11 protein-coding genes are annotated in these 13,615 nt (G+C 64.3%); 8 read left to right on the top strand and 3 right to left on the bottom strand.

What is annotated here, in order from left to right:
* The first annotated feature begins 53 nt into the window (after positions 1-53).
* From BUE39_RS03400 to BUE39_RS35100, 3 genes are all read left to right on the top strand, one after another.
* Positions 54-641, top strand: a complete 588-nt coding sequence (locus tag BUE39_RS03400; RefSeq protein ID WP_073427252.1) for a nucleotidyltransferase family protein — start codon at positions 54-56, stop codon at positions 639-641.
* Between the two features lie 186 nt (positions 642-827).
* Positions 828-1,532 (top strand): PIG-L family deacetylase, encoded by a 705-nt coding sequence (locus BUE39_RS03395; RefSeq protein ID WP_073427251.1) that lies wholly within the window; start codon positions 828-830, stop codon positions 1,530-1,532.
* Between the two features lie 97 nt (positions 1,533-1,629).
* Positions 1,630-1,782: a hypothetical protein gene (locus BUE39_RS35100; RefSeq protein ID WP_167363266.1), complete on the top strand. Its 153-nt coding sequence runs from the start codon at positions 1,630-1,632 to the stop codon at positions 1,780-1,782.
* 105 nt (positions 1,783-1,887) lie between these two features.
* On the opposite strand, the gene BUE39_RS03390 is transcribed toward BUE39_RS35100, so the two are convergent.
* From BUE39_RS03390 to aepX, 3 genes are read right to left on the bottom strand one after another with little or no spacing between them, the layout of a single operon-like run.
* Positions 1,888-2,955, bottom strand: coding sequence for a 2-aminoethylphosphonate aminotransferase (locus BUE39_RS03390; RefSeq protein WP_073427250.1), 1,068 nt, complete (start codon positions 2,953-2,955; stop codon positions 1,888-1,890).
* A gap of 11 nt (positions 2,956-2,966) precedes the next feature.
* Positions 2,967-4,133, bottom strand: coding sequence for a phosphonopyruvate decarboxylase (gene aepY, locus BUE39_RS03385; RefSeq protein WP_073427249.1), 1,167 nt, complete (start codon positions 4,131-4,133; stop codon positions 2,967-2,969).
* Positions 4,130-5,860 (bottom strand): phosphoenolpyruvate mutase, encoded by a 1,731-nt coding sequence (aepX, locus tag BUE39_RS03380; protein WP_073427248.1) that lies wholly within the window; start codon positions 5,858-5,860, stop codon positions 4,130-4,132. The genes aepY and aepX overlap by 4 nt, the downstream gene beginning before the upstream one ends.
* 600 nt (positions 5,861-6,460) lie before the next feature.
* Between aepX and BUE39_RS03375 the strand changes: the two genes are divergently transcribed.
* From BUE39_RS03375 to BUE39_RS03355, 5 genes are all read left to right on the top strand, one after another.
* The gene (locus tag BUE39_RS03375) at positions 6,461-8,002 is read left to right on the top strand and encodes a methyl-accepting chemotaxis protein (RefSeq protein WP_073427247.1); all 1,542 of its coding nucleotides are present in this window, start codon (positions 6,461-6,463) and stop codon (positions 8,000-8,002) included.
* Between the two features lie 314 nt (positions 8,003-8,316).
* Entirely contained in the window at positions 8,317-10,047 is a 1,731-nt protein-coding gene (locus BUE39_RS03370) for a peptidoglycan D,D-transpeptidase FtsI family protein (protein ID WP_073427246.1), read from the top strand.
* A 238-nt stretch (positions 10,048-10,285) separates the two neighbouring features.
* A complete protein-coding gene (locus BUE39_RS03365; protein ID WP_073427245.1) occupies positions 10,286-11,749 on the top strand; it encodes a catalase in 1,464 nt (487 codons plus the stop codon).
* A 190-nt stretch (positions 11,750-11,939) separates the two neighbouring features.
* Positions 11,940-12,197, top strand: a complete 258-nt coding sequence (locus BUE39_RS03360) for a DUF2866 domain-containing protein (RefSeq protein WP_073427244.1) — start codon at positions 11,940-11,942, stop codon at positions 12,195-12,197.
* A gap of 150 nt (positions 12,198-12,347) precedes the next feature.
* The gene (locus BUE39_RS03355) at positions 12,348-13,454 is read left to right on the top strand and encodes an IS5 family transposase (RefSeq protein ID WP_073427243.1); all 1,107 of its coding nucleotides are present in this window, start codon (positions 12,348-12,350) and stop codon (positions 13,452-13,454) included.
* Positions 13,455-13,615: the final 161 nt, after the last annotated feature.

Genomic DNA, 13,615 nt, shown 5'->3' with positions numbered 1-13,615 from the left:
CGTCATGCGTTGCAACGCACAATCGGTTTCATCCTTTCTCCCGGTGCCCGCTCATGGCCTATGCCTCGCTCGCCACTGGCGTGTTGCTCGCCGCCGGTCTCGGCTCGCGCTTCGACCCGGACGGCATGCACAACAAGCTGCTCGCGCGCATGCGCGACGGCACGCCGGTCGCGCATGAAGCCGCGCATCGGCTGCTCGCGGTCGTGCCGCGCGTGGTGGCCGTGGTGCGGCCCGGCTCGGACGCCCTTGCGCGCCTGCTGAACGACGCCGGCTGCGAGGTGGTGTTCGCCCCGGCCGCCGAGCGCGGCATGGGCGCGAGCCTCGCCGCGGGCATCGAGGCGAGCGACGACGCCGAAGGCTGGATCGTCGCGCTCGCCGACATGCCGCGCATCGCCGTGACGACGATCGAAGCGCTCGCGCGTGCGCTGGATGGCGGCGCGTCGCTGGTCGCGCCGTTTTACGAGGGGCAGCGCGGGCATCCGGTCGGCTTCGGCGTCGCGCACCGCGATGCGCTGCTGAAGCTCGACGGCGACGCGGGCGCGCGCTCCCTGTTGATGTCGCAGCATGTCACGCGGCTGGACGTCGACGATCCGGGCATCTTGCGCGATGTCGATACGCCGGAAGATTTGCGCAACGTGTAGGCGGCGTGGCCGCGATGCTGGTGCGCAGACGACTGCCGGCAGCCCGGCGCGCCCAGGCATGCGCCTTGCGCTCATCAGATGTTGCGCAAGCCGTCCCGATTCCGCCTAAGCTGAGGTGACATCGCGATTTGCGCCCACGCTTACGCCTCGAATGCGGCCCCGCGCGTTCGACACCACCACACGTCCATGAGCGAAACCAGCCGACGCCTCTTCATCGTCTCGCCCCATTTCGACGACGCCGTCTTCAGTTGCGGCGCGTTGCTCGCCGCGCATCCCGACGCGGCGGTCTGCACGGTGTTCGCCGCGCCGCCCGAGCAGCAGATGCATACCGAATGGGATGAAAAGTCGGGCTTCGCGAACGCGCATCAGGCGATTCACGAACGCACGCTCGAAGACAACCGCGCGCTCGAGCTACTCGACGCGATTCCGTTGCGCATGCCGTTTCGCGACGCCCAGTATTCGGACTCGCCGTCGATCAGCAGGATGGCGGCGGCGCTGGAGGAAACCATCTATCGCTCGACCGCGAACACCTTGCTGATGCCGCTCGGCCTGTATCACGACGACCACGTGCGGGTGTTCGAAGCCTGCTGCGAAATCCTGCCGCGCCTGTCGCATCTGACGTGGTTCGGCTATGAGGAAGCGATTCACCGGCGCACGCCCGGCGTCGTGCAGGCGCGGCTCGCCGATCTCGCGCAGCGCGGCATCGTCGCGACGCCGGCGCATCCGAGCGCGGGGCACACCATCGACGTTCAGCGCCGCGCGCTGCTCAAACGCGAAGCGGTGCTCGCCTACGAAAGCCAGTTGCGTGCGTTCGGCGCGGGCAATTACGACGACGTGTTCGCCACCGAGCGTTACTGGCAGTTGAGCGTGGGCCGCCGCTTGAAAAAGTAGGCGGCGCCATGCACGCCGGATCGCCTACGATTGAAGGAAATGGCCGGCGCGCATTTCATCGCCGGCCACGCCTTCTTCTCCACTCACAGGTGATGCAATGAGCTACGACATGCATACCAGCCCGATTCCCGATCCCAACGCCGATCCGACCCGCGACCCGGAAGCCGATCCGCTCGTGCCGCCGTCGCCGGGGCATCACACCGATGAGCCGCAGCAACCCGAGGGGCCGCCGGACAAAGACCCGGTATGAGGATTGGCGCCGCCGTGGGCTTGACGCGTGAATTGGCGCGAGGCCGAAGCGTGAATCGGCGCCGAGCCGAAAGCGGCCCGGCGCCTGAACCCGAGCCGCCCGCGATCAGCGCATGAGATCGGTAAAGCCCTGCAACAGCCGGTCGATGTCGGCGGCGTGGAGGTTGCCCATCGTCGAGATGCGGAACAGTTCCGCCGACAGCCCGCCCTGCCCCGCATAGATGACGAAGCCGCGCGCCTTGAGCGCGTCGTGCAGTTGCGGATACGACACGCCGGCCGGCAAGCGATACGCGCGCAGCACCACCGACGATTGCTCCGCCGGCAACACGCTGCCGATACCCCGCTCGGCGAGACCCGCGCGCGTCTGCTCGGCGAGCGCGGCATAGCGCGCGTGACGCGCGTGCCAGCCGCCTTCGTCGGCCAGTTCGCGCAACGCCTCGACGAGCGCGTAGTACGCATGCACCGACGGCGTGAACGGCGTGTTGCGCTGATCCTGCAAACGCGCGAGACGCCCGAGGTCCAGGTAGTACGTGCGGCTCGCCGCCTGCGCAAGCGCGGCGCGCCGCACCAGCACGAACGACGCGCCCGGCACGCCGTGCAGGCATTTGTTCGCCGTCGCCGCGACCGCGTCGAGGCTCACGTCCGCGAAATCAATCGCTTCCGCGCCGAAGCTGCTGACGCCGTCCACCAGCAAACGCAGACCGCGTGCGCGGCACAGCGCGGCGAGCGCCGGCAGATCGTTCAGGCGGCCGGTGGTGGTTTCGTGATGGATCACGGCGAGGTGCGTGAACGCCTTGTCGGCGTCGAGCCGTTCGGCGATTTTCGCGAGATCCGGCGCCTGCATCCAGTCGTGCTTCAGCGATTCATGCGCGATGCCGTATTGCGTGGCGATCTGCGCAATGCGTTCGCCGTACACGCCGTTTTCCACCACCAGCAGCTTGCCGTTTTGCGGCACCAGCGCGGCGGTCATGCTCTCGACGGCGGCCGTGCCGGAGCCGGTCATCAACACCGCCTGCCATTCGCTCGCGTTCAGACCGTACAGATCGACCAGACGCGTGCGGGCTTCTTCCTGCAAGTCGAAAAACTCGCTTTCGCGGTGGCACAGGTCCGTCTGCAGCAGGCTGTTGCGAACGCGTTCGGTGAGCGTCACCGGGCCGGGATTGAGCAGCAGCATTCGCGGACTCCTTAAGCGGCGCCGATGTGGCGCATCAGGCGCGTTTTCACATCGGGCGGGGTGATGGTGGGACGCGGCAGGCCGTCGGGCGTGCCGCGGCGAATCGCGAGACGCGCGAAGCGCGGGCCGTGCGGCGCCGGTGCCGCGTCGAACAACTCGTCGATCACGCTCGGGTCGTCGCTTTCAATCGCCGACGCATAACCGCACGCCGCCGCCACTCCCGCAAACGAAACTTGCGACGATACCGTCGCCTGACCGCCGGTCGAGTCGTGCGCGCCGTTGTCGAGCAGCACGTGCGTGAGATTCGACGGGCCGTACGCGCCGAGCGTCGCGAACGCGCCCATGCGCATGAGCGCCGCGCCGTCGCCGTCGAGCGCGACCACGTGCAGGTCGGGACGCGCGAGCGCGAGGCCCAGCGCGAACGGCGTCACGCAGCCCATCGAGCCGACCATGTACAACTGGTTCGGACGGTCGTCGATCGCATACAGCTCGCGGCCGCAAAAGCCGGTCGACGCCAGCACCACCGTCGATTCGAGCGGCGTATGCGCGATAACCTTCTTCAACGCCTCGTGACGTGAAGCCAATTCGCTCGCGGCCACGTTCCTGAACTGCGAACGCGCCGCCGCCGGCACGCGGCGCGCGCCCGCGCCAGCGTCTTTCAACTCGTACGGCGCCACGCTGCCCTTTTGCATGACGAGCGCGTACGGGCGGCCGGTTTCATTCATATGCGCGATGGCGCGATCGAGCGCCGGGCCGATCGCGTCGGCCTCGGTCGGGAACGTCTCCCAGGGAATCTCCATCGTCTCCAGCATCGCGGGCGTGACCGGGCCCATCAGCGCGTGCTGCGGTTCGTCGGCGACGCCGGGCTGGCCGCGCCACGTGACGATCAGCAATTGCGGCAAACGGAAGGTCCAAGTGAGCGAGGTCAACGGGCTCACCGCGTTGCCGAGCCCGGAGTTCTGCATCATCGTGATGCCGCGCCGGCCGTTGCGTGCGCCGAGCGTGACGCCCGCGATCAGCGCGACCGCGTCGCCCTCGTTCGCCGCCGACACGTAGTGCAGCGATTCGTCCTGCAACACGTAATTGATGAACGGCGTCAGATACGAACACGGCACGCCCGCATACCAGTCGAAGCCGCGTTCGCGCGCCGCCTCGACGAACTGTGCCGCCTCGATCATTGCGCGGCTCCGCCGGTTGCGTCCGCGGCCTTGTTGACCGCCGTTGCCGCGAACGGCGCTTGCGCATGCGCGAAATCGCCGGCGCGACGGAAGTCTTCCAGGTCGTTCACACCGCGCCAGTGGCCGTGCACGTATTGCACTTCGATCGATTCACCGGCTTCGATCAGCGCGTTCAGCAGCGCGGGCATGTCGAGCGAATCGAAATCCGGACGCGCCTGCAACTGGCCGAGCACCGCTTGCAGACGCTCGCGCCCTTCGCCGCGCACGTTCAGCAAACCCACCCAGCGGCCGTGCGGCGTTTGCGAGGCGATCGCGGACGAAGCCTCCTGCCCGCTCGACACATGGCGCAGCGTGACCTTGTTGCCGAACAGGCCGCGGTCGTCGGCCGCCGAGCACCACGCGAAATCGCGCACGCTGGCGTTTTCCGCGTCGGTCAGCGACGAATCCACCACCACGCTGAACGCCGCTTCGCTCTCCACGAGGTCGCGCAGGATATAGCTGCGGAACAGCAGGTCGCCGTAGGAGATCACAGTGTCGCCCGCGAGTTTGTCGCCCTGGACCGCGCAAGCGAGCGACGCCAGTTCGCCGGTTTGCGCATGCCGTTCGTTGACGACCAGCTTGATGCCCGCCGTGTCGATCGCGTCCGCGCGATAACCGCCGACCACCGTGATGTCGTTTACACCCTGCTTCTTGAACGCATCGACGAGCCAGCGCAGCAGCGGTTTGCCGGCGATCGGCAGCATGACCTTCGGACGGTCCTCGGTGACGGCTTCGAGGCCCGCGCCGCGGCTCGCCGCGAGCACCACCGCCGAACCGGCCGCGCGGCCGCTCGTCAGATAGCGGTCTTCGGCTTCCGAGTATTCGTCGGCGTCTTGCAGGCGGAAAATTTCGTTGACGGCGGCAATGCTGTCCTCGACGTTCACGAGCGTCTGGCTCGAATGAATTTCCTTGGCGACGGCCTGCATTGCCGAGGTGGCCGCGCGAATCAGGTGATTCGCCCAGATCACGGTGCTGATGCCGGCTTCGCGGAATACCTCGGTGGGCGTGCTGTAGTACTTGGTCGGCACGATCACGAGCGGACCGCGGCCGGCCCATTCGCGCGCGAACTCCAGGATTTCGTCGGGACGCGAGAGCTTGCTGTGAATCAGGATCGCGTCCGCGCCGGCGCGGCGATAGGCTTCCGCGCGACGCAGCGCTTCGTCCATGCCCCAACCGGCGATCAACGCCTCGACGCGCGCGACGATCGAAAAGTTTTCGTCCGACTGCGAGTCCTTGCCGGCCTTGATCTTGCCGCAGAACTCGTCCATGTCGGCGAGCGGCTGCGCTTCGCCGTTGATGAAGCTATTGGTCTTGGGAAATTGCTTGTCCTCGATACACACGCCGGCGATGCCGCGCTGTTCGAGTTTGCGCACCAGACGGCGCACGTTGTTGAAGTTGCCGTAGCCGGTGTCGCCGTCGAGCAGAATCGGCAGGTCGCTGGCGTCGGCCATGAATTCGAGGTTGTCGACGACTTGCGTCCAGCTTGCTTCGTTATTGTCGCGTACGCCGAATTGCGCGGAGATGGCGAGGCCGGAGCCCCAGATGGCTTTAAAGCCGGCTTCGCGGACAATGCGCGCGGAGAGGCCGTTGTGCGCCTCCATCATGAATTCGAGTTCGTTGCTGACCAGCATCTGGCGCAGGCGCGCGCTGCGGGAAGCGGAAACGAATGCGGGTTCGCGGGCGTTCATGTTCTGTTCTCTCCTGTGGCGGGCTTATTGGTGCTGTTTTTTGCCCGGCTGTCGGCCGGAAAATGGCGACTATAGCGGAATTTTTATTTATTTGTCTTTTTGATGACAGAGCGCATGTTCCGTTGCGCTTACGTGGAAAACTGTGTCGTTTTTTGCGCCCGTGCGGTGACCCGGACGGTGCCCCGGACTTTGGGTTTTGTTGGCGTTTTGTGGAGACTTGATGCAAGCCGCGCCAGTCCTCCGATTAAGGGTTTGTCCATTCATCCTTTTTTGGCGGGCGAATTATTCGCCCATTTCCAATATCGCATTTAATTCGCGGTTTTCATTAACTTTTCAATGCGCTGGCGCCCGTGACTTGAAACTCGAAAATACCTGGAGCAACCCGCTCCAAGCGGAAAAAACGTATAACCGCCAATGCGTTCAATGCCGGAAAAGCGCCAATTTATTCAGACGAATAAAAACGCGAAACAGCGGGTTTCCCCTCACTGCGGATAGCAGGCCATTACGCCGTAAACAGAGTGAGCGACAAACCATCCGCGGCCAGCGAACACGCGGAGCCGACCTCTGACCGACCACTGTGCGAAAGCAAAACCCATCGCTATGACTCTGAACAAAAAACTCGCTTCCATGATCGCCATCCTCTGGATCGGCCTGATTCTGATCGGCGGCTTCGGCGCATGGCAAAGCCGCGCCTCGATGATCGCGGACCGCCGCGATCAGTTGACCGCGTTGATCGACCAGGCCAACCACATCGTGGCCCGCTACCACACGCTTGCCCAACAGCACGCGATGTCGGAGGAAGACGCGAAAAAGCAGGCGCTCGACACACTCGCGTCGATGCGCTACGGCAAGGACGGCTACATCTCCATCAACGACTCGCAGCCCGTCATGCTGATGCACCCGTTCAAGAAGGAGATGATCGGCAAGAACCTCGCGCAATTCGCCGATCCGGCGGGCAACCATCTGTTCGTCGACATCGTCAAGGCGGGCAATCACGATGGCGGCGGCTTCGTCGATTACCTGTGGTCGAAGCCGGGCAGCGACCAGCCGGTGGCGAAAACCAGCTACTCGTTGCATTTCACGCCGTGGGACTGGTATCTCGTCACCGGCATGTACATGGACGACGTGCAGCGCGCGTTTTATGCGAATCTGCTGCGCTGGCTTCTCATCACCGTCACGCTCGGCGCGATCGCCACCGCCGCGATGCTGCTGGTGTTGCGCAGCATCCGCCGCTCGCTCGGCGGCGATCTCGAAGTCGCCGTGGAAGCCACGCAACTGATGGCGCGCGGCAATCTCGCGGCACGCGTGCCGGTCGCGCCGGGCGACACGCAAAGTCTGCTGCATGCGCTGAGCACGATGCAGGCCGGTCTGGTCGACACCGTTTCGCGCGTGCGCCTGGGCACGGAAAACATCAACATCGGCGCGACCGAAATCGCCGCCGGCAACACCGATCTCTCGCAACGCACCGAGGAACAGGCGGCCGCGCTCGTCCAAACCGCGTCGAGCATGGACCAGATGACGGTCAACGTGAAGCAGAACGCGGACAGCGCGCAGCAAGCGTCGCAGCTCGCCGGTCAGGCCGCCGATGTCGCCACGCGCGGCAGCCGCGTGGTCGACGACGTGGTCCGCACGATGGGCGAGATCACCAGCAGCTCGCGGCAGATCGGCGACATCATCGGCGTGATCGACGGCATCGCCTTCCAGACCAACATTCTCGCGCTCAACGCGGCCGTGGAAGCGGCGCGCGCGGGCGAACAGGGGCGCGGCTTCGCCGTGGTCGCCGCCGAAGTGCGCAGCCTCGCGCAGCGCTCGGCCACGGCGGCGAAGGAAATCAAGGCGTTGATCGAGACCTCGACGCATACCGTGGAGGCCGGCGCGTCGCTGGTGTCCAACGCCGGCTCGACGATGGGCGAGATCGTGCAGTCGGTGCGCCGCGTCAACGAAATCCTCGAGGAAATCAGCAACGCGTCGCGCGAGCAGAGCGCGGGCATCGAACAGGTCAATCGCGCCGTCGGCGAAATGGATCAGGTCACCCAGCAGAATGCCGCGCTGGTCGAGCAGGCCGCCGCCGCGGCTCATTCGCTGAAGGATCAGGTGGGCGTGCTGCGCGAGGCGATTTCGAGCTTTGCGCTGCCGGCTTGAGGATAAATTTGGACGCTGACGGAGGTTAGCGGAAGCGCAAAGAAAGAAGGCGCTCGACAGCAGGGAGCGCCTCTTTAACACGCCGCGTCGGAGTTGACGCATTAATCGAACGAACGAGCCGCGCGGATTTTCAAGTCCGCGCGGCTTTTTTCATGCTGCTTGGGCGTGCGCGACGTGCCGCGCATCCACGATCGGTTTGCGGAGGCCTCGCATACAGATTACGTTCTGATTACAATCGGAGCGGCGGCGCCGGTTCGGGCGGCGCTGGCCGATCCGCTGTTCATTGCTGTTTGTCTTTCAAAGATGCAAAGCCCATGACCCAGAAGAAGAAGTCCGAGCACGCACCCTACGCGCCCGTCGCGAAGAACCAGTTGCTGACCGCACGCCTGCCGATGTGGCGCTCGAAGCTCATCGTCCTGCTGGTGTTCGCGGCGTTCGCCTCGCTGGCGGGCCGCGCGTTCTGGGTGCAGGTGATGAACCAGGACTTCTACGTCGATCAAGGGCAAAAGCGCTATCAGCGCACCATCGAACTCGATGCGACACGCGGGCGCATTGTCGACCGCAATGGTTCGATGCTCGCGGTCAGTCTCGCGACCTATGAGATCTGGGCCTCGCCCAAACAGCTCGACGAGGCCGCGCTGCCGCCGCTCTCGAAGCTGCTCGATCTGCCGCTCGCGGAATTGCGCCGGCGTCTGAACGGCGACAAGAGCTTCGTGCTGCTCAAGCGCCAGGTGGATGCCGACACCGCCGGTCATCTGAACAAGCTGGGGCTTGCGGGCATCACGCAGATCGCGGATTCGAAGCGCTTTTATCCCGAAGGCGAGTCGGCGGCGCACGTGGTCGGCTTCACCGATATCGAGGACAACGGCCAGGAAGGCGTCGAACTCGCCGCCAACGAGCAGTTGCTCGGCGTGCCCGGTCATCGCGAGGTGATCCGCGACCGGCTCGGCCGCGTGGTGTCCGAGACCCGGCCGCTGGTGCCCGCGCAAAACGGCGCGACCATCCACCTGACGATCGACCGGCGCATTCAGCAACTCGCCTATGCGCAACTGAAGGAAGCCATTGCCAAACACCACGCCGAAGCCGGCAGCGTGGTCGTGCTCGATGCGCGCAACGGCGAGATCCTGGCGCTCGCGAACTATCCGAGCTTCGATCCGAACGACCGCGCCCGGCTGACCGGGCGGCAACTGCGCAATCGCGCGGTGGTCGACACTTTCGAGCCCGGCTCGACCATCAAGCCGCTGGTCGTCGCGCTGTCGATCGACGAGGGCAAGGTGCGGCCGCAAAGCGTCATCAATACCGCCCCTGGCTGGTACAAGATCGGCCCGGCGGTGATTCACGACACCTCGAACCACGGCATGATGACGGTCGCCGAAGCGGTGCAGAAGTCGAGCAATATCGCGCTCGCCAAGCTCGCGCTGAATCTGCCGGCCGAAAAGATCTGGACCAAATATCAGGAATACGGGCTCGGCTCGCGGCCCGATCTGACTTTTCCGGGCGTGGCGTCCGGCAAGGTGCGGCCGTACAAACGCTGGCGTCCGATCGAACAGGCGACGATGGCCTACGGCTACGGGTTGTCCGCTTCGCTGCTGCAGATGGCGCAGGTCTACACCGCCTATGCCGGCGACGGCACGATGCATCGCGTGAGTCTGGTGCGCGACGGCGCGGGTGCGGTCATGCAATCAGCGCAAACCGGCCATGCGGTCACGACGCCGGCTACCGCGCGCGCGATTCGCTCGATGCTGGAAATGGCCACCGGCGAAGGCGGCACCGGGCGCGCCGCGGCGGTGCCCGGCTACCGGATCGGCGGCAAGACCGGCACGGCGCGCAAGCAGGTGGGCGCGACTTACGCGAAAAACCGCTATCGCGCGCTTTTCGTCGGCATGGCGCCGATGAGCGACCCGCGGCTGATCGTCGCCGTGATGATCGACGACCCGGCGGGCAAGGCGTTCTATGGGGGCACGGTGGCGGGGCCGGTGTTCAGCGGAGTGACGGGCGGCGCGCTGCAGTTGCTCGGGGTGCCGCCGGATGCGCCGGGCGTTTGACAGATTCGTTAGCAATGATTTGACGGGGAAGCACGATACACGCACTGCCAATGCGCCCGACGTAATGTAACCGCCTCGATTTAGATCTCTTAACAACGTTTTATTGCGTGGCGCGGCAGAAGCATTGCTAGACTGGGCCGCGCGCCGGACATCCGGCAATCCGGCGCGCCATTGCGCATCGATCGCCACGCAAGCGGTCGATGCATTCTCCCCCGCCCAGGCAAGCAAAGGAAACGCCATGACGAATCGAATCTTGACGACCGCCGCCGGTGCGCCGGTCGGCGATAACCAGAACTCCGAAACCGCCGGCCCGCGCGGCCCGATCACGCTGCAAGATTTCTGGCTGCTCGAAAAGCTCGCGCACTTCGACCGCGAAGTCATTCCAGAACGCCGTGTTCATGCCAAAGGCTCCGGCGCATTCGGCACGCTCACCGTCACGCACGACATCAGCCGGTACAGCAAAGCGAAGGTGTTCGAAGTCGGCAAGGTCACGCCGACGTTCATGCGCTTTTCCACCGTGGCGGGCGAGCGCGGCGCGGCCGATGCGGAGCGGGACGTGCGCGGTTTCTCGGTGAAGTTCTATACCGAAGAAGGCAATTGGGACATTGTCGGCAATAACACGCCGGTGTTTTTCATTCGCGATCCGCTCAAGTTCCCCGACTTCATTCACACGCAAAAGCGCAATCCGCAAACCAATTTGCGCGACGCCAACATGGTGTGGGATTTCTGGTCGCGCAATCCGGAATCGCTGCATCAAGTCACGATCTTGATGAGCGACCGCGGCATCCCGAAGAACTACCGGCAGATGCACGGCTTCGGTTCGCATACGTTCTCGCTGATCAATGCGCAAAACGAGCGCTTCTATGTGAAGTTCCATTTCAAGTCGAAACAGGGCATCGAAAACTATACGAATGCCGAGGCCGCCGAGCTGATCGGCCGCGATCGGGAAAGCGCGCAGCGCGATCTGTTCGAGCAGATCGACAAGAAGAACTTCCCGCAATGGCGCTTCTGCATTCAGGTGATGACGGAAGCCGACGCGCATGCGCGCGCGGAAAATCCGTTCGACATCACCAAAGTGTGGTCGCACAAGGAGTTTCCGCTGATCGACGTCGGCGTGCTCGAACTGAACAGGAATCCGGACAACTATTTCGCCGATGTCGAGCAGGCCGCGTTCACGCCCGCCAATGTCGTGCCGGGCATCGGCTTCTCGCCGGATCGCCTGTTGCAGGGCCGCCTCTTCTCATATGGCGACACGCAGCGCTATCGGCTCGGCATCAACCATCATCAGATTCCGGTGAATGCGCCGCGCACGGCGAACCTGAATTCCTATCATCGCGACGGCGGCATGCGCACGGACGGCAATCTCGGCAACACGCCGAACTATGAGCCGAATCGGTTCGGGGCATTCCCGCAGGACGCCTCGGTGAACGAGCCGCCGCTCGCCGTGGATGGCGCGATCCAGCGCTATGACCATCGCGAGGACGACGACTACTACAGCCATCCGCGCGCGTTGTACAAGCTGTTCGACGCGCCGCAGCGCGAGCGTTTTTTCCGCAATATCGCCGAAGCGATGGCGGGCGTCGCGCCGGACATCGTCAACCGGCAATTGGCGCTGTTCGACAAGGTCGACCCCGGTTACGCCGAAGGCGTGAAGAAGGAACTCGGCAGGACGAAGCCGGTTTCGGAAACGGCGTTGCCGTAAAACAGTTGGGACGGCTGGGCGCTGGCGCATGCGCTTTTATCCGATCTTAAGTCTGGCTTAATTCTTCCCTGCAACCATGGCGCTCACCATCCCCCTGTTGAGCCGCCAGAGCATCGGCGGCGCTTTTTTTAAGGGGTGTCGCCGACGCGCCGAAAGATGGGCTGCATGCCTGCGAAGAAGGAGTCAAACCATGGTTGAAGATACGGTATTTGCGCATCTGCGCGCCATGCCCGGCAACGAATGGGTGCGCCAGATCCACACGTGCAAGGTCTCGGACCCGCTGCAGCATCCTTGGGGACGTTCGTATCGCCTCGTCGAATGGACGATGAAGCACACGCCCGAATCCAGCCGCCGCGTGGTGCCCGCGGAAAGCACGCCGTTCGAAATCGCCCAGGCCGTGGTATCGCACATACCGGGCCGCCGCTTCTGCCAGCATGGCGACGAATAACGCCTGCTCGCACTTCGCCGCAACTGAAATTTTCATTATCTGGCGCGCGCGTGGCGTTCTAGCAGGCTGTTGAATTTGGATCCCGTGTAAACGGGGTTTGAGGGACAGGCGTTATGGATATCGTGTTCATGATCTTTGGCAGCGGATGCGATGCGCGGAATGGATGAGATGCAGGAGCCCCTGTTCACGACGGTCAAGCTGGAGGACTTCGTTCCGGCAGATCACCCGTTGCGACCGATCCGGTTGCTGGTGAATGATGCATTGAAACGGCTCAACGGGCTGTTCAGCGTCATCTACGCGGACACCGGCCGTGCCTCGATTGCGCCTGAGAAGCTGATGCGGGCGCTGCTGTTGCAGGTGTTCTACTCGGTGCGCAGCGAGCGCATGCTCATGGAGCAGATGCGCTACAACCTGCTGTTCCGCTGGTTCGTCGGGCTGGCGATTGAGGACGCCGTGTGGGACCACTCGGTGTTCTCGAAGAACCGCGACCGGTTGCTGGAGCATGAAGTCGTGGAAGCGTTCTTCACCGAAGTCATGAGCCTGGCGGACAAACGGGGCTTGCTGTCGAGAGACCATTTCTCGGTGGACGGCACGCTGCTTCAGGCGTGGGCCAGTCACAAGAGCTTCCGCCGCAAGGACGGCCCGGACGATGGTCCGCCAGCCGGCGGTGGCCGCAACGCCGACACTGACTGGAAAGGCGAGCGACGTAGCAATGCCACGCACGAGTCGACTACTGATCCGGATGCGCGATTGTTCAAGAAGAGCCACAAGAGCCCGGCCATCCTGTGCTACCACGGGCACATCCTGATGGAGAATCGCTCGGGGCTGGTGGTCGGCGCCGTGGTTAGTCACGCGGATGGTTTCGCCGAGCGGGCCAGCGCGTTGCAATTGCTCGATTGCGTGCCAGGCGCTCATGCGAAGACAGTTGGCGCCGACAAGGCGTATGACACCCGCGACTTCGTGAACGATTGCCGCGCTCGCAACGTGACACCGCATGTCGCGCGCAACGATGAGCGTTGGGGCGGCAGCGCAATCGACGGTCGCACTTCGCGGCATGCGGGCTACCGGATTAGCCAGATCATCCGCAAACGAATCGAAGAGCATTTCGGCTGGGGCAAGACCATCGGACGGATCCGGCAGACCGTCTATCGCGGTATCAAGCGTGTCGACCAGCACTTCAAGCTGACGATGGTTGCGAGCAATCTGACCCGCATGGCCCGAATGCCAGGTGTGGTGCCCCAAGGAGCGACGCGATGAGCCGCTACGGCGCGAAGACTGCGCGCCACAAGGGCTGCATGCGTGCGCATGCCCCGCGCAGATTGCGCGGCGAACCGGTAATTCAGCGGGAAATCGCACGCGCAAGCCTCCTGAACATAGCTTCGGTCCTCGTGACGGGGCGCTTTTCAACAGCCTGCTAG

The sequence above is a fragment of the Paraburkholderia terricola genome, from assembly GCF_900142195.1.
Classification (GTDB): domain Bacteria; phylum Pseudomonadota; class Gammaproteobacteria; order Burkholderiales; family Burkholderiaceae; genus Paraburkholderia; species Paraburkholderia terricola.
This window is presented reverse-complemented; position numbering and strand designations above follow the sequence as displayed.